This window comes from Tsukamurella ocularis, assembly GCF_024807615.1.
Taxonomy (GTDB): Bacteria; Actinomycetota; Actinomycetes; order Mycobacteriales; family Mycobacteriaceae; genus Tsukamurella; species Tsukamurella ocularis.
Window position 1 is genome coordinate 1 of sequence record NZ_JANUCJ010000006.1, and the last position, 20,899, is coordinate 20,899.

Consider the following 20,899-nt stretch of genomic DNA (forward strand, 5'->3'; position numbering starts at 1 on the left):
AAAATAATCTGATTGTCCATGCGTGCCAAAAAATTTTGGCACTGACAATTTCATCGACACACTGTTGAGTTCTCAAAGAACACGCCAAACGCGGCTCACTTCACCTTAACCCCGCACAACGAGGTCTTAACAGTGGAGTGAAAACCTTCGCAGGCAACCGTTCCAGGTTACATTCTCGCGCTCCGCCTGTCAAGGCGACCCGCTCGAAGCAACCGTTCAAGCTTAGCAGAGCGGATTTCCGTGTGCAACTCGCTCTCGCGGGTCACTCTCGGAGCTGCCTCGAACCGCTCAACCGCACATCTCGACGCTCTCGACCGTGTAACACGTTCGAGAGTGAGTCTCTCCGTAGTGGCTGGCTGCTCGGAGCAACCGTTCCAGCTTATGTCGGAGTCGATCTCGGTGTCAAACCGGGTTCGGCTCCATGTTTTCAAGGTGTCTGCGTTTCTACCGCTTGACCTGGGCTTTTCGGCCCCGTCCTGGTCGGTGTCACGCTGACTTCGAATAAGTTACGCACCGTGGAACGGAAGCACAAATCCCCAGGTCAGCGCGTAACGTGCTGTTCATCTGGCCTGGTCAGAGCACTGCGGGCCTCAGTGGACCGTTGAATGACATGTTTGTGACCTGCAGCACAAAGGCCGCCCCGCGCTCGATGGCGGGACGGCCTCAGTGATCATGACCAGCGGTTTCAGGCGAATCGAGCACCCGCGAAGGTCTTCTTACCGCGGCGGAGCACCAGCCACCGCCCGTGCAGCAGGTCGCCAGCGGCCGGCTCCCACTCCTCGGAGTCCACCTTCACGTTGTTGGCGTACGCACCACCCTCCTTCACCGCCCGGCGTGCGGCGCCCTTCGACTCGCACAGTCCCGACGCGGTCAGCAGGTCGACGATCGTCCTCGGCTCCCCCGCCGCCACCACGACGACGGACGCCTCTTCGAGCGCCGCCGCGAGAGTGCCCTCGGGAAGCTCGGCGAGCTCGCCGCGACCGAACAGGGCCTGCGCGGCCAGCTCGGCGGCACGAGTGTGCTCCTCGCCGTGGACCAACGTCGTCATCTCTGCGGCGAGCCGCTTCTGGGCGGTGCGCTTCTGTGGGGCCTCGGCCGTCTCGCGCTCCAGCTCCGCGATCTCCTCCTGCGTGAGGAAGGTGAACCAGCGCAGGTAGCGCACGACGTCGGCGTCGGCCGTGTTCACGAAGTACTGGTACCAGGCGTAGGGGCTGGTCTGCTCCGGGTCGAGCCAGAGAGAACCGCCACCCGTCGACTTGCCGAACTTCTTGCCGTCGGAGGACGTCACCAGCTGCGTGGTCAGGGCGTGCACGTGGCGCCCGTCGATCTTCCGGTTCAGGTCCACGCCCGCGACGATGTTGCCCCATTGGTCGGAGCCGCCGATCTGCAGCGCGGCGTCGTACCGCCGCGCGAGCTCCACGTAGTCGTACGCCTGGAGCAGCATGTAGCTGAACTCGGTGTAGCTGATCCCGTCCGATTCGAGCCGGCGCTTGACCGTCTCACGCGCGAGCATCACGTTGATGGAGAAGTGCTTGCCCACGTCGCGCAGGAAGGTCGGCACGTTCATCTGCCCGTGCCAATCCAGGTTGTTGACCAGGATCGCCGCGTTCTCGCCGTCGAAGGCGACGAAGCGCTGGAGCTGGGTGTCGATCTTCGCGGCCCACTCGGCGACCGTGTCCACGGAGTTCATGACGCGCTCCCCGACATCGCGGGGATCGCCGACCTGGCCCGTCGCTCCGCCGCCCAGGACGATCGGCCGGTGCCCCGCCTCCTGGAACCGGCGCAGGGTGAGCAACTGGACGAGGTGGCCCGCGTGCAGCGACGAGGCGGTGGGGTCGAACCCGGCGTAGAGCGTGATCCGCCCCGCGGCGAGGAGCTCGCGCAGCGCGTCGAGATCGGTGGACTGCGCGATCAGGCCGCGCCAGGACAGTTCCTCGAGGATGTCAGTGCTCACCCGTCCATTGTGAACGAACGGCCGCATCACGGAGGTCGCCGCCCTGCAGAGCGGTCACCAGCAGCTCGCGGTCCGCCGGGCCGCCACCGCGGGTGAACATCACCAGGTCCCCGTGCACCAGCTGGTTCACCAGGAGGTCCGCGACCGCGCGCCCGGCGTCATCGGCGCTGCGGTGGGCGGCGGCGCCTGACATCGCGGCGATCGCCGCCAAGTCTCCGACCAGCACCGCGGCCGGTTCGTCGTCGTACTCCTCCGCGAGCTCGGCGATGAGCGCGCCACCCTGCACCGTCCAGCGCACGGTGATCGGCCCGACGACCCCGAAGCGGTCGAAGAGTCGCTCCCAGCCGTCGAACGGGCCGCGGAGCCATGCCGGCGCGGGGACCTCCCCGCGGAGGGCGAGGGCGCCCGGAACTCCCGGGCGCAGGTATCCGGTCAGCAGATCGCGCACGTCATCGGCGGTCAACGGTGCTGTCCGTTGCGCGTCCCAGAGGAATCGGGACCGCGACACCACCCCGACAGTCCCCGCACCGTCGTCGACGGTGACCAGGTCCCGGTCCTCCGTGAAGGTGACGCCGGCGAGTCCGTGCGGCAGGTCGAACAGGGACTGCACCGCCGCCGCCGTGGCCGCCGGGAGGCCCGCGAGCCACGGAGCGATCACGAGTCCGCGCACGGTGAAGCGGGCGGGGTCGAGCTCGGCGCGTTCCATCCAGCGGAGGATCCCGACGACGCAGGAGGCGAGGATCACGACCGCGATCAGGGCTCCGATGGCGAAGACGGCGCCGAGCAGGGACAACAGCCAGAGCACCACCGCGCCCGCGCCGGCCACCACCAGGGCTATCGCGACCGCGGCCGCCACCTCCACCGGGATCTGCGCGCGATGCGCAGCCCGACGGTGCCGCTCGAGTTCTGCCTGCGCGTGCGCCGCACCCGGCCCCAGTCGCCGCAGGTCCAGCAGGCCGAGGATCGCCGCGAGCCGCGCCTCCGCGGCGGTCGCGAGTGCGGTCCCCGAGCGCGTCTGGAGGATGGGAACCAGTCCCCAGCCCGCCTCGATCAGGCCCTCGGTGGTCGCAGGGAACGGCGCCCCCATCAGCGCGCGGGCGGCCCGCTCCTCGTCGGGGTCGGCGAACGCCCGCCCGTTCACCGCGTTCAGTCCGCGGTCACGGCCGAGCTGGTCGGAGTCCATCATGCGCCCAGTCGACCAAGTCCGCCTTGGCCGGCGGTTGGCTCCCGCTGGGGCGGGTCAACGACTCACTGAGGGGTGCCCCTGGAGCCACAGCCGCCACGGAAGGTCGACCGCTCTGCTGATCCCGATCCGCGGCCCCGCGACCACCGGGCCCCGTCGGGCCGCGATCTCGAGCTGGACCGCCGAGGACGGATCGAGCACGTCGATGCCCTTGTCGGCCACAGTGATCCCGAGAGCCTGACCGAGCCGGCCGGGCCCCGCTGCGAGCCGCGCGTCAGGATCGCCTACGGCGCGACGCTCCCGCACTCGCTCCAGGCCGCTCTCGATGGCGGCGGCGCGGAGCAGCACCCCGGAGCCGACACCGTCCGGTCCGGCGGTGATGTTGACACACTGATGGATCCCGTACGAAAGGTAGACGTACAGGTGGCCGGCAGGCCCGAACATCACGGCGTTGCGCGGCGTCGGGCCCGGATAGGTGTGGGCGGCCGCGTCCGGCCAGGGGCCGTTCTCAGGTGAACCGTAGGCCTCCACCTCGACGATCCGGGCCCGGATTCCATCGACGACGAGAACGGAGCCGAGGACGAGCCGGGCGGCCTTGAGAGGGTGCACCGCGAGCCGGTCCCGCAGGTTCGCGGTCACCCGACGCGGATCACTGGGCGGCGCGCGCCAGGATCGACTCGTGCTCGGCGTCGTCGACGTCGCGGGCCTCCCCGATCAGCAGCACGGGCAGGCCGTCCTCGATCGGGTAGGCCCGGTGCAGGCGCGGGTTGTAGAACAGCTCGTCCGGCACGTACAGCAGCGGCCCCTTGTCCTGCGGGCAGGCGAGGATCTTCAGCAGTGTCGCGTCGATGGCCATGGCGCCATGCTACCCAGCGGGCAGCCACACCGGCTTGATCGCGGTGCCCTCGCGGGCCGCGGCCCAGGCGTCGTCGAAGTCGGCGAAGGTGGTCACCAGCCGCTCGACGGGCAGCCGTCCCTCCGCCGCTGCGGCGGCGAGCTCGGGCAGGAATTCGGACGGTTCCGAATCGCCCTCGATCACGCCGATCACGCGCAGGCCACGGGCCATGATGAGCATGACGGGTAGGTCGGCCGACGGGGTGCCGAGCCCGACCACCGCGAGGGTGCCGCGCGGCCGAAGCGCCAGGATCGCCTGGTTCAGGACGTCCGCGCGCGCCGTCGTGTCGACGGCGGCGTGCGCGCCGCCGCCCGTCGCCTCGATGACCTGCTGCTCGGCCTGCGCCCCGGCCTCGACTACGTGCGTCGCGCCCAACTCGCGGGCGAGCGCGCGGCGATCCTCGCGCGGGTCGACCGCGACGATCGTCGTGGCCCCGGCGAGCTTCGCCCCCATGATCGCGGCGAGGCCCACGGCGCCGGTCCCGAAGACCACCACGGACTGCCCCGGCTCCATCTTCAGCGCGCGGGTCACGGTGCCGACGCCGGTCTGAACGCTGCAACCGAGCGGTGCGGCCAGCTCGAAGGGCAGATCGCCGATGGGGATCGTGTTCCGATCGGTCGTGAGCGCGAGGCCCGCGAAGCTCGACTGGCCGAAGAAGCCTCCGGTCACGGCCGTCTCCCCCGCGCGGATCCCCGGGAGCCCGAGGTAGTTGCGGATGATCGACTGCTCGCAGTAGCCGGGCGTGCCCCCCGCGCAGAACTCGCAGGCGCCGCAGCTGTCGAAGGTGAGCGAGACCCGGTCGCCGACGGCCAGGCCGAGCGCCTCGGGGCCGAGCGCCTCGACGACGCCCGCGCCCTCGTGGCCGAGGATCACGGGCAGGCCGTGCTCGGGCCACTGCGCGGCGAGGGTCAGGTCGGTGTGGCAGATGCCCACCGCGTGGATCCGCACCAGGACCTGGTTGCCGGTGGGCGCGGGGATCTGGACCTCGAGGGCCGACGGTGCCTTGCCCGGCGCGGCGACGACCCGCGCGACGGTGCCGGTCACCGGTCCGCCAGGCAGCCGCCGGGCGCACCGGATGCGGTGTCGCGGTCCCCGGAGGCGACCGAATGGCCGCCGTCGCGCTCGAGGTAGAAATAGAAATATGGCGCGGCCAGGTTCTTCCCGGTCATCACGCCCATGACGGTGTCGTCGTCGACCTTGGCGAAGTGATCGATCACCGGCTGCCCGTCGTAGACCATCGAGGCGGTCACGGTCCCGTCGAAGTCGATGAGGCGCAGCGTCGCCTCCCCTTTGCCGAGGGCGACGTTGGAGAACTTCTCACCCTGCTCGTCCAGGCAGACCAGCGGCTGGACGTCGTTCGCCGAGGCGAAGCTCTTGCCGTACCAGCGCGCCGTGCCGAGGGCGCCGTCCATCGGGTGACCCGAGGGCAGCTCGCCGCCGTGCCAGTCCCCGAGCAGGAACTCGATCGAGACGGGCTCGAGCTGCGCGAACAGCGCGGCGAGCTCGGCCGGTTCGGAGTGGCGGGGCTCGTCGATGAGCCCGCGGACGGTGCGCTCTGCGGTCATTCGGTGATGTTATCCGATGTTCTCCGCAGGGCGACCGGAAACGGGAACACGTTCCAGCCACTGAACACCCGCCGCTCTCCCGGCCTTCACCGAGCGGCCCGAGCGCTCGCCCACCCGTACGGCGCACCGCGTGACCTACTGGGCTTAGGTTCGTCGACATGACATCCATCGCAGTAGTCACCGGTGCCGGCCGCGGTATCGGCCTCCGGTTCGCCCACCGACTCGCCGATCAGGGCCATAGGGTGATCCTCACCGACATCGACGGCGCTGCCGCGGAGCGCGCGGCCGCCGAGGTCGGACGAGACGCGGTCGGCCTCGCCCAGGACGTGAGCGACCTCGGCTCGCACCGCAACGTCGCCGCGCATGCGCAGGAGCTCGGGCGGCTGGCTGTCTGGGTGAACAACGCGGGGATCCTCATCGCGGGCGACAGCTGGGACCACGACGACCAACAGGTGCGGGCGATCCTTGATGTGAATCTGCGCGGCCCGATCGGCGGGTCCGCGGCCGCTGTCAACGCCATGGGCGCGCACGGTGGGGCGATCCTCAACGTCGCCTCGCTCTCCGCTCTCTCCCCCGTTCCCGGACTCGCGCTCTACGCCGCGACCAAGGCGGCCGTCCTGTCCTTCACGACCTCGCTCCAGGGCGACCTCGACCACGCGGGCCTCCCGATCCGCGCCCGCGCGCTGTGCCCGGACGTGGTCCGCACCGCGATGGTCACGGACCGGGAGAGGGATGCCGGCGCCGCCCTGCTGTTCGCTGGGCCGAAGCCCCTCGAGGCGGACGACGTCGCCGCCGCCGGGCTGCGGCTCCTGCAGTCGCGCCAGATCTTCCGGGTCGTGCCGCGCTGGCGCGGAGCGCTCGCGCGATCCTCCGACGTGGCGCCGTCCGTGGGACTGCCCGTGCTGAGCGCGATGCGGCGCCTCGGCGACCGGCGGCAACGCCACTGACAGCCCCTTGACGCCCCGGATCCGTCGGGCGCACGATTCACTGAGCGACGAATTCATCGTCGAATGAATTTCATAGGAGGCGCCATGACCAGCGCGATCGTCCTATCCGACCTCACAGTGGCGCGCTCGGGCAGCACCGTCCTCGATCACCTCGACGCCGAGATCCCCGCGGGCGCCATCACCGGGCTGCTCGGCCCGTCCGGCTCGGGCAAGACCACCCTCATGCGGGTGATCGTCGGCGCCCAGCGGATCACCGGCGGCACGGCGACGGTACTGGGCCGCCCCGCGGGAAGCCCGGACCTGAGAGCCCGCGTCGGCTACACCACCCAGTCCCCCGCCGTGTACGGCGATCTCACCGTCGCCCAGAACGTCGAGTACTTCGGCGCCCTGTTCCCCGCGCGCCGCTCGTCCGCGAAGGCCGACGTCGAGGAGGCGATCGACGCCGTCGGTCTAGGCGCCTTCGCCGACCGCCCGGCCGAGGCGCTCTCGGGCGGTCAGCGCTCGCGCGTCAGCATCGCGTGCGCGCTGGTCGCGCACCCCGAGGTGCTGATCCTCGACGAGCCCACGGTCGGCCTCGACCCGCTGCTGCGCGCGGAGCTGTGGGAACGGTTCGCGGCGATGGCGGCGGCCGGGACCACCCTGCTCGTCTCGAGCCACGTGATGGACGAGGCAGCTCACTGCGCCCGCCTGATCCTGCTCCGCGAGGGTCGGCTCGTGGCCGAGCTCGCACCGTCCGATCTACTGACCCGGACCGGCGCCGCCACTCTCGACGACGCCTTCCTGGCGCTCGTCCGCGAACAGGAGGCGACGGCATGAGTACCGTTCTGAACCCGAGCATCACCCGCGCCACGGCGGTCCGCGTCCTCCGCCAGCTCCACGCCGACCCGCGCACCGTCGCGATGATCGTGGTGGTGCCGACGGCCCTGCTGACGCTGATGTACTTCCTCTACCGCGACTCCCCGGGCGGCGCAGCTCTGTTCAGCCGCATAGCGCTGGTCCTGCTGGGCGTGCTCCCGTTCGCGCTGATGTTCATCGTCACGTCGATCGCCATGCAGCGCGAGCGGGTCTCGGGCACGCTGGAGCGACTGCTCACGACCCCCCTCGCGAAGGCCGATCTGCTCCTCGGCTACGCCGTCGCCTTCTCCCTCGCGGCGACGATCCAGGCGGCGATCGCGACCACGGTGGCCGCGTACCTGCTCGGCATGGCCACAGCCGGCAGTGTCTGGCTGGTCGTCCTCATCGCCGTCGTCGACGCCTGGCTCGGCGTGGCGCTGGGGCTGCTGTTCAGCGCCTTCGCCCGCACCGAGTTCCAGGCGGTGCAGTTCATGCCGGTCGTCGTGGTGCCCCAGATCTTCCTATGCGGCCTGCTCGTTCCGCACGACGCGATGCCGGGCTGGCTCCAGGGCATCGCCGACGTGCTGCCGATGACCTACGCGGTGACGGCGCTCCAGGAAGTCGGCGCGCACAGCTCCGCGACCAGCACCATGTGGACCTCGCTCGCGGTGGTCGCCGGCTTCGCCGTCGCGGCGCTCGCGCTCGCCGCCGCCACCCTGCAGCGGAAGGTCGCGTGAGCGGTCCGGTCCACCGGTCGGGCCGGCGAAGCGGCAGCCCCGACACCCGGGCCGGGATCCTCGGTGCGGCGCGGGCCGCGTTCGCCCGCGGCGGCCTGGCGGGCACGACGGTCCGCTCGGTCGCGGAGGCCGCGGGCGTGGATTCCGCTCTGGTGCACCACTACTTCGGCACGAAGCAGGAGCTGTACCTCGCCGCACTCGCGATCCCCGCCGACCCCGAGTTCGTGCGGGCGCCGCTCCGGGACGCCCCTCTCGACGACGCCGCGCGCGCCCTGCTCCGCGCGCTCCTGACGATGTGGGACGGGCCGCTGCGCGACGTGGGCGTCGCGGTGATCCGCACCAACCTCGGCAACGACGGCGACCCCGCGATCGTTCGCGGCTTCCTGCTGGAGATCGCGCTGGGCGAGCTGATCGGCCGCATGGACGCGGGCCCGGGCGACGGGGTGCTCCGCGCGAATCTCATGGTGGGCCAGGTCTTCGGGCTGCTCGTCGCGCGCTACGTCGTCGGCTTCGAGCCCCTGGCCTCGCTCACCGTCGACGAGCTCGTCGACCTCGCCGCTCCCCCGCTCCAGCAGGTCATCACCGGTCCCCTACCCCGCGATTGAACGACGTTCTGGAGAGCAAAACAGCAGTTCAGACTCTCCAGAACGTCGTTCAATCGGGTCAGGCGGTGGTGGTGGCCCAGGTGCGGAGGGCGGGCAGGGGTGCGGTCACTGCCTCGAGTTGCCTCGCCACCGCCGACGGGGCCGTGCCGCCGCGGGCGTCGCGGGAGGAGACGGAGCCGCGCACCGTCAGTACCTCGCGGACCTGCGGGGTGAGCGCCGGGTGGATCGCGGCGAACTCCTCATCGGTGAGGCCGTCGAGGCCGACGCCGCGGGACTCGGCGGCGCGCACGCACTCGCCCGCGGCCTCGTGCGCGACCCGGAAGGGCACGCCCTGCCGCACCATCCACTCGGCCACGTCGGTCGCGAGGGTGAAGCCGGCCGGGGCCAGCGCGCCCATGCGCTCCGGGTGGAAGGTCAGGGTGGCGGTGAGCCCGGCGACGGCCGGCAGCAGCAGCCGCAGCTGCTCGACGGAGTCGAACACCGGCTCCTTGTCCTCCTGCAGATCGCGGTTGTACGCGAGCGGCTGCGCCTTGAGCGTCGCCAGCAGGCCCGACAGGTTGCCGATGAGCCGGCCCGCCTTGCCGCGCGAGAGCTCCGCGACGTCGGGGTTCTTCTTCTGCGGCATGATCGAGCTGCCCGTCGACCACGCGTCGGCGAGCGTGACGTAGCCGAACTCGGCCGTGCTCCACAGGATCACGTCCTCGGACCAGCGCGAGAGGTCGACGGCGATCTGCGCGAAGACGTACGCGGCCTCCGCCGCGAAGTCGCGCGACGCGGTGGCGTCGAGGCTGTTGTCCGCCGCGGAATCGAAGCCGAGGTCGGCCGCGATGGCGTCGGGGTCGAGCCCCAGCGACGATCCGGCCAGGGCGCCGGAACCGTACGGCGAGATCGCGATCCGCTTGTCCAGATCCTGCAGCCGCTGCACGTCCCGCAGCAGCGGATGCGTGTAGGCCAGCAGGTGGTGCGAGAGCAGGATCGGCTGCGCCGCCTGCAGGTGCGTCTTGCCCGGCAGGATCACGTCGGGGTTGGCCTGCGCCTGCGCGACGAAGGCGTCCACCACGTCGAGCACGCCGACCGCGACGAGCCGCACCGCGTCCCGCAGCCACATCCGGAACAGAGTGGCCACCTGGTCGTTCCGCGACCGGCCCGCGCGCAGGCGTCCGCCGACCTCGGGTCCCGCGCGCTCGATGAGCCCGCGCTCCAGCGCGCCGTGCACGTCCTCGTCGGACTCGGCGGGCTGGAAGGCGCCCGAGGCCACGTCGTCGCCGAGGCGGGTGAGCGCCGCGAGCATGGCCTCCAGGTCCGCGTCGGACAGCAGACCGGCACGGTTGAGCACCCGGGCGTGCGCCTTCGAGGCGCGCACGTCGTACGGGGCGAGCGCCCAGTCGAAGTGCGTGGACTTGCTCAGCGCGGCCATCGCCTCAGCCGGGCCGGACGCGAACCGTCCGCCCCACAGGCTGCCCTCGTTGGTGCCGTGCTTCCCGGCGTTCTCGCTCAACGGATCTCCTAGTCGGTGCCGAGGTCGAACGCGGCGTGGTTGCCGACCTCGTCGAGGGCGGACGGGGTCTTCTCGCCGCCCGCGACGATGGCGTCCGCGCCGCCCTGCTCGAGCTCGCCGACCAGCGCGGCGGTCTCGCCCGCGACGATGCCCTGGACCGCGTACTGCTCAAGCCGCGAGCGCGAGTCCGCGATGTCGAGGTTGCGCATGGTGAGCTGGCCGATGCGCTCGTCGGGGCCGAAGGCGGCGTCGCCGACGCGCTCCATCGAGAGCTTCTCGGGGTGGTAGCTCAGGTTGGGGCCGGTGGTGTCGATGATCGAGTAGTCGTCGCCGCGACGCAGGCGCAGCGTGACGGAGCCGGTGACGGCGGAGGCGACCCAGCGGATGATGGCCTCGCGCTGCATGAGCGACTGCGGGTCCAGCCAGCGGCCCTCGTACATGAGGCGGCCCAGGCGACGGCCTTCGTTGTGGTACGTGGCGATGGTGTCCTCGTTGTGAATCGCGTTCACGAGGCGCTCGTAGGTGGCGTGCAGCAGCGCCATGCCGGGCGCCTCGTAGATGCCACGCGACTTGGCCTCGATGATCCGGTTCTCGATCTGGTCCGAGATGCCCAGGCCGTGGCGGCCGCCGATGCGATTCGCCTCGCGGACCAGCTCGACCGGGTCGGAGTACTCGACGCCGTTGATCGCGACCGGGACGCCGGCCTCGAAGGTGACGGTGACGTCCTCGGTCGTGATCTCGACGGACTCGTCCCACGGGGCGACGCCCATGATCGGGTCGACGATGACGACACCGGTGTTGAGGTACTCCAGGTCCTTGGCCTCGTGCGTGGCGCCCCAGATGTTGGCGTCGGTGGAGTAGGCCTTCTCGGTGGAGTCGCGGTATGGGAAGCCGTGCGCGACGAGCCACTCGCTCATCTCCTTGCGGCCGCCGAGCTCGGTGACGAACTGCGAGTCCAGCCACGGCTTGTAGATGCGCAGCGCCGGGTTGGCCATGAGGCCGTAGCGGTAGAACCGCTCGATGTCGTTGCCCTTGTAGGTGGAGCCGTCGCCCCAGATGTCGACGCCGTCCTCCTTCATGGCCCGGACCAGCATGGTGCCGGTCACGACGCGGCCGATCGGCGTGGTGTTGAAGTAGGTCTTGCCGCCCGAGCGGATGTGGAAGGCGCCGGTCTGCAAGGCGGCGATGCCCTCCTGCACCAGCAGCGGCTGCACGTCGACGAGGCGCGCGATCTCAGCGCCGTACTCCTTGGCGCGGTCCGGCACCGCGTCGATGTCGGGCTCGTCGGGCTGGCCGATGTTGGCGGTGTAGGTGCAGGGCACGGCGCCCTTGTCGCGCATCCAGGCGACGGCCACGGAGGTGTCGAGGCCGCCGGAGAAGGCGATGCCGACGCGCTCGCCGATGGGCAGGGTGGAGAGGACCTTGGACATGGTCGATAAGCCTATCTGGTGGTGAGTGTGCGGATTCAGGCGAGCGCCACGAGGCGCTCGGCAAGGTCCTTGCCGGTCAGGGGCTCGCGCGCGACGACGAGGACGGTGTCGTCACCGGCGACGGTGCCGACCACCTCGGGCAGCGACGAGCGGTCGAGGGCGCTGGCGAGGAAGTTCGCCGCGCCCGGCGGGGTGCGCAGGACGCAGATGTTGCCGCTGTGGTCGGTGGAGACGAGGAGCTCGCCCAGCAGGCGGGAGAGCCGCTCGGTGCCGCCGGAGACGCCGCGCACGGGCGAGCCGTCCTCCGGTACGACGTAGACGCCGGTGCCGCCGTCTGCGCCGCGCAGTTTCACCGCGCCCAGCTCGTCGAGGTCGCGCGAGATGGTGGCCTGGGTGGCCTCGTAGCCGCCGCGCACGAGCAGCGCCTGCAGCTCGGCCTGGCTGCGCACCTGGTGGTTCGCCAGGATCTCGACGATGGCCGCCTGCCGCCCGGCGCGGGTGGCGAGCGGCTGGTCGGTCATCGCGCGCCCCCGGTCATGAGCGCTCCAGCAGCCAGGTGAGCAACGCCTTCTGCGCGTGCAGGCGGTTCTCAGCCTCGTCGAACACGGCGGACTGCGGCCCGTCGATCACCTCGTCGGTGATCTCGTCGCCGCGGTGCGCGGGCAGGCAGTGCAGCACGATCGCGTCGGGGTCGGCGTGTGCCAGCAGCTCGGCGTTGATCTGGTACGGGCGGAACGGCGCGTTGCGGTCCACGTCGTCGTCCTCCTGGCCCATCGACACCCAGGTGTCGGTGACCACCACGTCGACGCCCGCCACCGCGAGGATGGGATCGGAGATGACGCTGACCTCGGCGCCGGTCTCCTTGCCCCGGGCCCGGGCCGCCTCCACGAATCGCTCGTCCGGCTGGAAGCCCGACGGTGCGCTGATGGTCACGTCGATCCCGGCCGTCACGCAGCCGAGCATGTAGCTGTGCGCCATATTGTTCGCGCCGTCGCCGAGGTAGGTGAGCTTGAGGCCGGCGACGGAGCCGGTGCCCTCCGCTCCCTTGCGCTCGGCGATGGTCTGCAGGTCCGCGAGGATCTGGCAGGGATGGAAGTCGTCGGAGAGGGCGTTGACGACGGGCACCGTCGAGTAGCGCGCCAGCTCCTCGAGCCCCTCCTGGGAGTACGTCCGCCAGACGATGGCATCCACGAACCGCGACAGCACGCGGGCGGTGTCCGCGAGGGACTCATCGCGGCCCATCTGGGTCGACTTGGTGTCGACGACGACGGCGTGGCCGCCGAGTTGCGCGACGCCGACGTCGAAGCTGAACCGGGTGCGGGTGGAGTTCTTGTCGAAGAGGACCGCCACGCCCTTCGGGCCCTCCAGCGGGCGCCGCGAGAACGGTGCCGCCTTCAGTTCCGCTGCGAGAGAAAGGACTTCGCGCTGTTCGGCCGGGCTGAGGTCGTCGTCGCGGAGGAAGTGGCGGGTCATGGGGTCTCCTGGGCTGCATCGAGGAGGGCGGGAAGAGCGGTGAGGAAGCGGTCGGCCTGCTCGTCGGTGAGGACGAGGGGCGGGGCCAGGCGGACCACGTCGGGCTGGGCGGCGTTGAGCAGGAATCCGGCGTCGCGGGCGCCGGTCTCGATCGTCTTGGCGACCGGCTGCGCGAGGGTGATCCCCAGGAGCAGGCCGGAGCCGCGGACGCCGGTGACGAGCGGGTGCCCGTACCCCTCGACGGTGGCAGCGATGTGCTTGCCGAGCGCATCGGCGCGCTCGGCGAGGCCCTCGGCCTCGATCACGTCGAGGACGGCGTTCGCGGCGGCCGCGGCGACGGGGTTGCCGCCGAAGGTGGTGCCGTGCTGGCCCGGGGTCAGCAGCTCGCCGGCGGCGCCGACGGCCACCGTCGCGCCGATGGGCAGGCCGCCGCCGAGCCCCTTGGCGAGGGTGAAGACGTCGGGCGTGACGCCCGCGCGCTGGTACGCGAAGAGCGTTCCGGTGCGGGCGATCCCGGTCTGTACCTCGTCGAAGACGAGGAGCGCGCCGGCCTCGGTCGCGACGGCGCGGGCCTCCGCGAGGTAGCCCTCGGGCGGGACGACGACGCCGCCCTCCCCCATGATCGGCTCCAGGAAAACAGCAGCGATCGCGCCGTTTTCACCCGAAGCCGCGGACCGCAGTGCGCCGACGTCGCCGTAGGGCACGTGGGTGACCGACTCGATGAGGGGCACGAAGGGCTCCCGCTTGGCGGGCTGGCCGGTGAGCGCCAGCGAACCCATGGTGCGGCCATGGAAGGCGCCCTCGGCGGCCACCATCGCGGTGCGGCCGGTGCGCCGGCCGATCTTGATGGCTGCCTCGTTGGCCTCGGCGCCCGAGTTGCTGAAGAAGACCCGGGTGCCGGGCACGCCGACGGCCTCGGTGAGCCGCTCGGCGAGGCGCACGACGGGCTCGCTGATGTACAGGTTGGAGACGTGCCCCAGCGTCGAGACCTGCTGCGTCACGGCCTCGACGATCTTCAGGTGCGCGTGACCGAGGGCGTTGACGGCGATGCCGCCGAGCAGGTCGACGTACTCCTTGCCGTCGGCGTCGGTCACGGTCGCGCCGCGGCCGGACACCAGCGCGATGGGCGGCGTGCCGTAGGTGTCCATCACCGCGGCGTTCCACCGCGACTGCATTGCTTCGTTGCTCATGTGTGTCAGATCCAGGTCTCTGTCGGAGATTTCGGCGGGGACACCATGGTGCCGATGCCCTTGCTCGTGAACAGCTCGAGAAGCACGGAGTGCGGTACCCGCCCGTCGATGACGTGCGCGGTGGGAACGCCCCCGTGCACGGCTCGCAGGCACGCCTCCATCTTGGGGACCATGCCGGAGTCGAGGCTCGGCAGCAGCGCGGTCAGCGCGTCCGTGTCGATCTCCGAGGTCAATGACGAGCGGTCGGGCCAGTTCGTGTACAGGCCCTCGACGTCGGTGAGCACTACCAGCTTCTCGGCGCCGAGCGCTTCGGCGAGTGCGGCCGCGGCGGTGTCGGCGTTGATGTTGTGCACCACCCCGTCGGCGTCCGGCGCGATCGTCGAGATCACGGGGATCCGGCCCGCCGCGATGAGGTCGTTGACGGCCTCCGGCCTCACCTCGGTGACGTCGCCGACGAGCCCGATATCGGTCGGCGCACCGTCGACGACGACCTGCCGCCGCGTCGCGGTGAACAGGTGCGCGTCCTCGCCGGACATGCCGACGGCGAACGGGCCGTAGGAGTTGATCAAGCCGACGAGCTCGCGCCCGACCTGCCCGAAGAGCACCATCCGGACGACATCCATCACCTCGGGCGTGGTCACCCGGAAGCCGCCGCGGAACTCGCCCTCCATGCCGAGTCGCTTGAGCATGGCATTGATCTGCGGTCCGCCCCCGTGCACCACGACCGGGGACAGGCCGCACGTGCGGAGGAAGACCATGTCCTGGGCGAAGGAGCGCTTGAGCGCGTCGTCGATCATGGCGTTGCCGCCGTATTTCACCACGACGGTCTTGCCGTGGAAGTCCAGCAGCCAGGGCAGTGCCTCTGCGAGTACGCCGGCCTTGTCGAGCGGTGTGAGATCGGGCGCGCTCATGAGGAGTACGCCGAGTTCTCTTCGACGTAGGCGTGCGAGAGATCTGTGGTGCGGATCGTCGCCGTGCCACGACCGAGCCCCAGGTCGACGGTGACGTCGATCTCCGGTCCGGAGAGGTCGACGTCGCGCGCCCCGGGGACGCCGCAGCCGTTCTCGGCGATGGGCTGCCCGTTGAACGAGACCGTCAGCTTGTCGTGCACCAGCTCGATGGGCGCGATGCCGATCGCGGCCATGACGCGCCCCCAGTTGGGGTCGCTGCCGAACAGCGCGGTCTTGACCAGGCTGTCGCGGGCGATGGCCCGGGCACCGACGAGGGCCTCCTCCTCGGAGACGGCGCCGGTCACGGTGATGAGGATCCGCTTGGTGACACCCTCGGCGTCGCCCTGCAGCTGGGCGGCGAGGTCGTCGCAGACCTCGCGCACGGCGGTGTTGAGTTCCTCCTGCGTGCAGGTCTTCTCGCTGGCGCCACTGCTGAGCAGGAACACGGTGTCGTTGGTCGAGGTGGCGCCGTCCACGTCGAGCCGGTCGAAGGTGTAGCCCGTGGCGTACCGCAGGGCCTCGTCGAGCTGCTCCGGGGTGGCGTGCACGTCGGTGGTGAGCACCACGAGCATCGTCGCGAGCGAGGGCGCCATCATGCCGGCGCCCTTCGCCATGCCGCCCACGTTCCAGCCGCCCGAGTGATGCAGCGCCGTCTCCTTCGGAACCGTGTCGGTGGTCATGATGGCGTGCGCGGCGTCGGTGCCACCGGTCAGGCCTCCGCCCATCTCGTGCACGATCTCAGTGACGCCGGCGAGCAGCTTGTCCATGGGCAGCCGGTCGCCGATGAGCCCGGTCGAGCACACGGCGACCTCGCCGGCGCCGGTCTCGGTTCCCCAGTGGCTCAGCGTCTCCGCAACCTTCTCCGCCGTCGCGTGGGTGTCCTGGAAGCCGCCGGGGCCGGTGCAGGCGTTGGCGCCGCCCGAGTTGAGGATCACCGCGCGCAGGTGCCCGTCGTTGATCACCTGCTCGCTCCAGAGCACCGGTGCGGCCTTGACCTTGTTGCGGGTGAAGACGCCCGCTGCGGCGTAGTGCGGCCCCTCGTTGAAGACCAGGGCCAGATCCGGCTTGCCGGAGACCTTGATCCCCGCGGCGATGCCCGCCGCCTTGAAGCCCAGCGGCGCCGTGACGCCCTGGTTCCGAACGAGTTTGAAGCTTGCTGTGTTGGACGTCTTCGCTTCGCTCACGGTGCGACTCCTACGGTGGACAGGCCGGCGGTCTCGGCGAAGCCGAGCGCGAGGTTCATGGACTGGACGGCGGCGCCGCCGGTGCCCTTGGTGAGGTTGTCGATGGCGGCGGTGGCGATGAGCCGCCCGGCGCGCTCGTCGACGGCCACCTGCACCTGCACGGCGTTGCTGCCGACCACCGACTTGGTCTGCGGCTGCAGGCCTTCGGGCAGCAGGTGCACGAAGGGCTCGTCGGCGTAGGCCTGCGCGTAGACCTCCCGGGCCCGCGCGGCGGTCACCGTCGTCGGGGCGGAGACGGTGGCGAGGATGCCCCGGGCCATGGGCACGAGGATCGGCGTGAACGACACGGTCACCGGCGAATTCGCGGCCGCCGAGAGGTTCTGCGTGATCTCCGGGGTGTGCCGATGGGTGGTCACGCCGTAGGCCCGCGCGGAGCCGATCGCCTCGGAGGCGAGCAGATCCGTCCGCAGCGACTTCCCGGCACCGGACGTGCCGCTCACGGCCACGACGGTGACCTCGGGCGCCACGATGCCGGCCGCGACGGCGGGCAGGAAGGCGAGGGTCGACACCGTCGGGTAGCAGCCCGGGACGGCGATGCGGGACGCGCCCGCGAGCACGTCGCGGTTGCCCGGGAGCTCGGGCAGGCCGTAGGGCCAGGTGCCGGCGTGGGCGCTGCCGTAGTAGTGCTCCCACTCGGCGGCGTCCTTGAGCCGGTAGTCGGCGCCGCAGTCGATGATGAGGGTCGACGGGGGCAGCGCCTCGGCGATCTCGGCGGACTTGCCGTGCGGCAGGCCGAGGAAGACGACGTCGTGGCCGCGCAGCGTCTCCGGGGTCGTCTCCTGCAGGACGCGGTCCGCCAGGGGCAGCAGGTGCGGGTGGTGCTCGAAGAGCGTGCTGCCGGCGTTGCCGCCGGCGGTGAGCGCGCCGATCGTCAGCTCACCGGACAGGTACTGCGGGTGCCCGAGCAGCAGCCGGAGGATCTCGCCCCCGGCGTAGCCGCTCGCGCCCGCGATCGCCACGGAAACAGTCATGCAATGATTATGCACGATCATGCAATCCTATTCACAACCGATCCCGATCGCGGCGTGCGGCGAACACCCACAGGTTCCGCCCAGCCGCTCATCAGGAGCCGTGGGCACCCTGGGTAGCAGTAACGAACCGAACCCGGCACCCGAAAGACATCACATGCGCAACGATCTTCCTACCTCGAACTCCGACGCCCTGACGCAGCCACTGTCGCTGCCGCGCCGCGATCGCGGCCTGCGGGGCACCGTCAACCGCGTCCTCGATGGCTTCGCGCCGCGGGTGGAGAACCGCGCCATGCTGGTGAAGATGGGCCGCGGCCGCCCCAGCCTGGTGGGCGATCACCGGCGCGGCAACCACATCACGCAGGCCTTCCACCTGGGCTGACAAGCCCCACCAGGTCAGGCGAAGCGCGCGAGCCGCGCCGCGGCGGCCTCGGTCCCGCCCATGCGCGCGATGGTGCGCCGCTCGTCGTCGAGCTGCTCGCCGTAGGTGCGGGCGTACGACGCGCGCACGAGCCGCCGCGCCTCGCCGAGAGCCGGGTGCGGGCCCGCGAGCAGTCGTTCGACGGCGTCGGCGACCTCGGCCTCCAGCTCCTCGCCGGGGACGACCCGATCGATCAGGTCCCACGCAGCGGCGGTAGGCGCATCGATCCGCTCGCCGTGTAGCAACATTCGTAGCGCGCGCCGCATGCCGACCGCCTTCGGCAGCAGCGCGGAGACGCCGCAGTCGGGGCTGAGCCCGACGCCCGCGTACGCGGTGGAGAAGTGCGCGGATTCGGTCGCGATCGCGACGTCGGCCGCGAGCACCAGCCCGAGGCCGCCGCCGGCGACGGGGCCCTGGATCGCCGCGACCACCGGTACCGCGAGGCCGTTCAGTGCGTCGAGCGAGGCGTGGATCGTGCCGGCGAGGCGATCGAGCATCGCGCCGCGATCCTCTGCCGCGACCATCGCCTTGACGTCGCCGCCGGCGCAGAAGAACCGCCCCTCGGCGCGCAGGACGACGACGCGCACGTCGCCGGTCGCGGCAATGGACTCCACGACCTCGATGAGCGCGTCCGCCAGCGGCTGGCTCAGCGCGTTCGCGGCGTCGGGCCGCTGCAGGGTGATCGTGGCGACGCCCCGCTCGTCGACGCCGAAGCCCAGCCCCGCGTCGTCCGCCGCGCCGCTGCCGATGTCATCCGCCACTGGATCCTTCTTCCGTCGTGAGAACCGTTCGCGCCCAGACTCTCACAGACCGTCGGGGCCGCTGAGTCGGACACCGATGTCCGCGTCGTCGTCGTGCGCGGCGCTGGCGGGACCTTCTCTGCGGGCCTGAACCTACGTCTGCTCGACCCGGCGGGCACGGGCGAGCCCAGCAACCTGGTGGACGTCGTCGCCCTGTCCGACGAGGGCGCCCGGCACGCGACCGGCGCCTTCCAGGAGCCCTTCGCACTCCTCGCCGACGGCCCCTTCCTCACGATCGCCGTGGTGGAGGGCCACACCATCGGCGCGGGCTTCCAGCTGGCACTCGCCTGCGACCTGCGCCGCGAAGTGCAGCGGCTCGGCTAAACCAGGTCGCGGAAGCCCACGGTGTGCCGGAACTCGCCGCGCGGCAGGCACGCGGAGCCGACCTGCACGCGCGCCTGCTCGATGACGGGCGTGACCGGGTCCAGCACGGAGAGGTACTGGCGGTGCTCGGCGAGCGATTCGACCGCGCGCTCGGTGAATCCGGTGACGTCGACGATGTACGCGGGCTCCGGGGCGGTCTGGTAGGCGGTGACGCCCGCCGCCGCAGCGGCCTCGGCGACGGCGCGGGTGAACTCCATGTGGTCGCTCTGATTCGGCGCGCCCGGCGCCCACTCGGGCCCGCCCCACAGCGTGAGCACGATGTCGGGCTCGTACCGGGCGATGGACTTGCGGATCGACTCCCGCAGGTCGGGCGTGTTGGTCACCCGCGAGTCCGGGTAGCCCCAGAACCTGACCTCGTCGACGCCGACGACGGCGGCGGACCGTCGTTGCTCCTCCTCGCGGACCGGTCCCGCGGTGCCCGGCGACATGCCCTCGATCCCGGCCTCGCCGGACGTCGCGAGGCCGTAGGCCACCGTCTTGCCCTGGGAGGTCCAGCGGGCGACGGCCGCCGCCATCCCGTACTCGGGGTCGTCCGGGTGCGCCACCAGGACGAGCGCCGTGGTCCAGTCCTCGGGGAAGATCTGCGGCTCGCTCACGGCCTCCACGCTAGAGGCCGGGGCCGGTCAGCGCAGCAACTCGACCGACACGCCGTCCGCGAACCGGTAGGGCTGCGCCGCGATCACCCCCGACAGCACCCGGCGCAGGCGCGAGATCTCCGCCCGCACGGTGACCACCCGGCCGGGATCGCCGAACAGCGCCTCGGCCAGCTGCGCGGCGGAACGCCCGGCGCCGTCGGCGAGGAGCGCAAGGATCTGCGCGTGCCGGGCGAGGGCTGGTAGCGCCACGATCCCCCGCCGCCCGCGACCGCGACCTCCGGCGCCCGGCCGGGCCGCAGGTCCAGGGTCACGCGGGTCAGGACGTCCGGACCGTCGCCCGGGTCGGGCTGCAGCAGCCAGCCGCCGGGCAGCGGGTCGACGGTGCACACCCCGAGCTCGGGGAGCCGGACCGACGGGCCGGTCAGGTCGGCGGGCAGCGCGATGCGCGAGCGCGGCGGCAGGTCGCCGACGGCGGCCACCCAGCCGTTGACGTCGACCGCGAGGCCCGGGCGGCCGAGGCCCGCGAGCATCGGTGCGGCCACGGACCGCAGCCGCTCGAGCCCGGCCAAGTGCACCTCGCGCAGCCGGGCCTCGGCGAGCTTGGCGACGGTGGAGACCAGCGCCAGGGTCGTCGGGTGCACCGTCGCGGCCGGACCGGAGACGTCGACCACGCCCAGGATGTGGCCGGTGTCAACGTCGCGGATCGGCGCGCCGGCGCAGGTCCACGCGTGGTGGCTGCGAGCGAAGTGCTCGGCGGAGAAGATCTGCACGGGCGTGCGGGAGGCGATCGCCGTGCCGATGGCGTTAGTACCCACCTGATCCTCGGCCCACCCCGCGCCCTCGACGAAGCCGAGCCGATCCGCATGCGAGAGGACCCGCGTCGATCCGGAGCGCCACAGCACGCGGCCGAACCGGTCGGCGACCACGAGGATGTTCTCGCCGTCCGCGGTGAGCGGGGCGAGGCCCGCAGTGAGTTCCTCGAGGACGGGGCCGAGCCCGGACTCCTGCCGGCTCAGCTCGACGTCCATCCAGCCGAGCGCAGGCCCCGCGTCGGCGTCGGGCGCGAGCCCCGCGGCGCGCACCCGCTCCCAGGAGTCGCCGATCACGCCGCGCGGCCGGGCCGGTGGGCGCGAGCCGCTCATGGTCGCGTCGTAGACCTCGGACAGCAGGCGCGCGTAGCGCCGCGGATCCTCGCCCGCCGACATCGCCGGCTCGCTCACGCTCG

21 protein-coding genes and 2 pseudogenes are annotated in these 20,899 nt (G+C 71.5%); 6 read left to right on the top strand and 17 right to left on the bottom strand.

Annotated elements, in window-relative coordinates; genetic code table 11:
* Window positions 1-685: 685 nt before the first annotated feature.
* Genes tyrS through HNP44_RS20185 form a run of 6 tightly spaced genes read right to left on the bottom strand, consistent with a single transcriptional unit; the run spans window position 686 to window position 5,597 of the window.
* Complete coding sequence (tyrS, locus tag HNP44_RS20160) at window positions 686-1,981, bottom strand: tyrosine--tRNA ligase (protein WP_374758817.1); 1,296 nt, start codon at window positions 1,979-1,981, stop codon at window positions 686-688.
* On the bottom strand, window positions 1,944-3,140 hold the full coding sequence (locus HNP44_RS20165; RefSeq protein WP_259144616.1) for a hypothetical protein: 1,197 nt from the start codon (window positions 3,138-3,140) through the stop codon (window positions 1,944-1,946). The genes tyrS and HNP44_RS20165 overlap by 38 nt, the downstream gene beginning before the upstream one ends.
* A 54-nt stretch (window positions 3,141-3,194) precedes the next feature.
* Window positions 3,195-3,776 (bottom strand): DNA-3-methyladenine glycosylase, encoded by a 582-nt coding sequence (locus HNP44_RS20170; protein WP_259144618.1) that lies wholly within the window; start codon window positions 3,774-3,776, stop codon window positions 3,195-3,197.
* 10 nt (window positions 3,777-3,786) lie between these two features.
* A complete protein-coding gene (locus HNP44_RS20175) occupies window positions 3,787-3,993 on the bottom strand; it encodes a Trm112 family protein (protein ID WP_146562834.1) in 207 nt (68 codons plus the stop codon).
* 9 nt (window positions 3,994-4,002) lie between these two features.
* Window positions 4,003-5,076: an NAD(P)-dependent alcohol dehydrogenase gene (locus tag HNP44_RS20180; protein WP_259144623.1), complete on the bottom strand. Its 1,074-nt coding sequence runs from the start codon at window positions 5,074-5,076 to the stop codon at window positions 4,003-4,005.
* Entirely contained in the window at window positions 5,073-5,597 is a 525-nt protein-coding gene (locus tag HNP44_RS20185) for a DUF4334 domain-containing protein (RefSeq protein ID WP_259144625.1), read from the bottom strand. The genes HNP44_RS20180 and HNP44_RS20185 overlap by 4 nt, the downstream gene beginning before the upstream one ends.
* A gap of 158 nt (window positions 5,598-5,755) precedes the next feature.
* Here HNP44_RS20185 and HNP44_RS20190 point away from each other — a divergent pair, with 158 nt between their 5' ends.
* The 4 genes from HNP44_RS20190 (at window position 5,756) to HNP44_RS20205 (ending at window position 8,720) form a co-directional block, all read left to right on the top strand.
* Window positions 5,756-6,544, top strand: coding sequence for an SDR family NAD(P)-dependent oxidoreductase (locus tag HNP44_RS20190; protein ID WP_259144626.1), 789 nt, complete (start codon window positions 5,756-5,758; stop codon window positions 6,542-6,544).
* 84 nt (window positions 6,545-6,628) lie between these two features.
* Window positions 6,629-7,360 carry an ABC transporter ATP-binding protein gene (locus tag HNP44_RS20195; protein WP_259144628.1) on the top strand — a complete coding sequence of 244 codons (732 nt, stop codon included), beginning with the start codon at window positions 6,629-6,631 and terminating at the stop codon, window positions 7,358-7,360.
* The gene (locus HNP44_RS20200) at window positions 7,357-8,115 is read left to right on the top strand and encodes an ABC transporter permease (protein WP_259144629.1); all 759 of its coding nucleotides are present in this window, start codon (window positions 7,357-7,359) and stop codon (window positions 8,113-8,115) included. Before HNP44_RS20195 ends, HNP44_RS20200 begins: the two co-directional genes overlap by 4 nt.
* On the top strand, window positions 8,112-8,720 hold the full coding sequence (locus HNP44_RS20205; protein WP_259144631.1) for a TetR/AcrR family transcriptional regulator: 609 nt from the start codon (window positions 8,112-8,114) through the stop codon (window positions 8,718-8,720). The genes HNP44_RS20200 and HNP44_RS20205 overlap by 4 nt, the downstream gene beginning before the upstream one ends.
* 58 nt (window positions 8,721-8,778) lie before the next feature.
* Here the strand turns inward: HNP44_RS20205 and argH are convergent, their stop codons facing one another.
* From argH to argC, 8 genes are read right to left on the bottom strand one after another with little or no spacing between them, the layout of a single operon-like run.
* Complete coding sequence (argH, locus tag HNP44_RS20210) at window positions 8,779-10,218, bottom strand: argininosuccinate lyase (RefSeq protein ID WP_259144633.1); 1,440 nt, start codon at window positions 10,216-10,218, stop codon at window positions 8,779-8,781.
* 8 nt (window positions 10,219-10,226) lie between these two features.
* Complete coding sequence (gene argG, locus HNP44_RS20215; protein ID WP_224647490.1) at window positions 10,227-11,648, bottom strand: argininosuccinate synthase; 1,422 nt, start codon at window positions 11,646-11,648, stop codon at window positions 10,227-10,229.
* Window positions 11,649-11,683: 35 nt separating this feature from the next.
* Window positions 11,684-12,169, bottom strand: a complete 486-nt coding sequence (locus HNP44_RS20220) for an arginine repressor (protein ID WP_068569991.1) — start codon at window positions 12,167-12,169, stop codon at window positions 11,684-11,686.
* 13 nt (window positions 12,170-12,182) lie between these two features.
* Complete coding sequence (argF, locus tag HNP44_RS20225) at window positions 12,183-13,121, bottom strand: ornithine carbamoyltransferase (protein WP_259144636.1); 939 nt, start codon at window positions 13,119-13,121, stop codon at window positions 12,183-12,185.
* Complete coding sequence (locus HNP44_RS20230) at window positions 13,118-14,311, bottom strand: acetylornithine transaminase (RefSeq protein WP_259144637.1); 1,194 nt, start codon at window positions 14,309-14,311, stop codon at window positions 13,118-13,120. The genes argF and HNP44_RS20230 overlap by 4 nt, the downstream gene beginning before the upstream one ends.
* 5 nt (window positions 14,312-14,316) lie before the next feature.
* Window positions 14,317-15,222, bottom strand: coding sequence for an acetylglutamate kinase (gene argB / locus HNP44_RS20235; RefSeq protein WP_259144639.1), 906 nt, complete (start codon window positions 15,220-15,222; stop codon window positions 14,317-14,319).
* Window positions 15,219-16,445 carry a bifunctional glutamate N-acetyltransferase/amino-acid acetyltransferase ArgJ gene (gene argJ / locus HNP44_RS20240; RefSeq protein WP_259144641.1) on the bottom strand — a complete coding sequence of 409 codons (1,227 nt, stop codon included), beginning with the start codon at window positions 16,443-16,445 and terminating at the stop codon, window positions 15,219-15,221. The genes argB and argJ overlap by 4 nt, the downstream gene beginning before the upstream one ends.
* The gene (gene argC, locus HNP44_RS20245; RefSeq protein WP_259144642.1) at window positions 16,442-17,476 is read right to left on the bottom strand and encodes an N-acetyl-gamma-glutamyl-phosphate reductase; all 1,035 of its coding nucleotides are present in this window, start codon (window positions 17,474-17,476) and stop codon (window positions 16,442-16,444) included. Before argC ends, argJ begins: the two co-directional genes overlap by 4 nt.
* Before the next feature lie 154 nt (window positions 17,477-17,630).
* On the opposite strand from argC, the gene HNP44_RS20250 reads away from it, so the two are divergent.
* On the top strand, window positions 17,631-17,855 hold the full coding sequence (locus tag HNP44_RS20250; protein ID WP_259144643.1) for a hypothetical protein: 225 nt from the start codon (window positions 17,631-17,633) through the stop codon (window positions 17,853-17,855).
* 14 nt (window positions 17,856-17,869) lie between these two features.
* On the opposite strand, the gene HNP44_RS20255 is transcribed toward HNP44_RS20250, so the two are convergent.
* On the bottom strand, window positions 17,870-18,655 hold the full coding sequence (locus HNP44_RS20255) for an enoyl-CoA hydratase/isomerase family protein (RefSeq protein WP_259144644.1): 786 nt from the start codon (window positions 18,653-18,655) through the stop codon (window positions 17,870-17,872).
* A 57-nt stretch (window positions 18,656-18,712) separates the two neighbouring features.
* Here HNP44_RS20255 and HNP44_RS20260 point away from each other — a divergent pair.
* Window positions 18,713-19,018 (top strand): annotated as a pseudogene (locus HNP44_RS20260) (enoyl-CoA hydratase-related protein); the annotation flags it as partial.
* On the opposite strand, the gene HNP44_RS20265 reads toward HNP44_RS20260, so the two are convergent.
* Both HNP44_RS20265 and HNP44_RS20270 read right to left on the bottom strand, forming a co-directional pair.
* Window positions 19,015-19,674 (bottom strand): PIG-L deacetylase family protein, encoded by a 660-nt coding sequence (locus HNP44_RS20265; RefSeq protein WP_259144646.1) that lies wholly within the window; start codon window positions 19,672-19,674, stop codon window positions 19,015-19,017. The pseudogene HNP44_RS20260 and the gene HNP44_RS20265 overlap by 4 nt on opposite strands.
* A 27-nt stretch (window positions 19,675-19,701) precedes the next feature.
* Window positions 19,702-20,879: pseudogene (locus HNP44_RS20270) on the bottom strand (GAF domain-containing protein).
* Window positions 20,880-20,899 lie beyond the last annotated feature (20 nt).

Excerpts from the sequence above, each read along its gene's own strand:
- HNP44_RS20220 (WP_068569991.1), bottom strand. The coding sequence starts at position 12,169 with ATGACCGACCAGCCGCTCGCCACCCGCGCCGGGCGGCAGGCGGCCATC.
- HNP44_RS20185 (WP_259144625.1), bottom strand. The coding sequence starts at position 5,597 with ATGACCGCAGAGCGCACCGTCCGCGGGCTCATCGACGAGCCCCGCCAC.
- HNP44_RS20195 (WP_259144628.1), top strand. The coding sequence starts at position 6,629 with ATGACCAGCGCGATCGTCCTATCCGACCTCACAGTGGCGCGCTCGGGC.
- HNP44_RS20190 (WP_259144626.1), top strand. The coding sequence starts at position 5,756 with ATGACATCCATCGCAGTAGTCACCGGTGCCGGCCGCGGTATCGGCCTC.
- argF (WP_259144636.1), bottom strand. The coding sequence starts at position 13,121 with ATGACCCGCCACTTCCTCCGCGACGACGACCTCAGCCCGGCCGAACAG.
- HNP44_RS20250 (WP_259144643.1), top strand. The coding sequence starts at position 17,631 with ATGCGCAACGATCTTCCTACCTCGAACTCCGACGCCCTGACGCAGCCA.
- HNP44_RS20200 (WP_259144629.1), top strand. The coding sequence starts at position 7,357 with ATGAGTACCGTTCTGAACCCGAGCATCACCCGCGCCACGGCGGTCCGC.
- HNP44_RS20165 (WP_259144616.1), bottom strand. The coding sequence starts at position 3,140 with ATGATGGACTCCGACCAGCTCGGCCGTGACCGCGGACTGAACGCGGTG.
- argC (WP_259144642.1), bottom strand. The coding sequence starts at position 17,476 with ATGACTGTTTCCGTGGCGATCGCGGGCGCGAGCGGCTACGCCGGGGGC.
- HNP44_RS20175 (WP_146562834.1), bottom strand. The coding sequence starts at position 3,993 with ATGGCCATCGACGCGACACTGCTGAAGATCCTCGCCTGCCCGCAGGAC.
- argB (WP_259144639.1), bottom strand. The coding sequence starts at position 15,222 with ATGAGCGCGCCCGATCTCACACCGCTCGACAAGGCCGGCGTACTCGCA.
- argG (WP_224647490.1), bottom strand. The coding sequence starts at position 11,648 with ATGTCCAAGGTCCTCTCCACCCTGCCCATCGGCGAGCGCGTCGGCATC.
- HNP44_RS20230 (WP_259144637.1), bottom strand. The coding sequence starts at position 14,311 with ATGAGCAACGAAGCAATGCAGTCGCGGTGGAACGCCGCGGTGATGGAC.
- tyrS (WP_374758817.1), bottom strand. The coding sequence starts at position 1,981 with ATGCGGCCGTTCGTTCACAATGGACGGGTGAGCACTGACATCCTCGAG.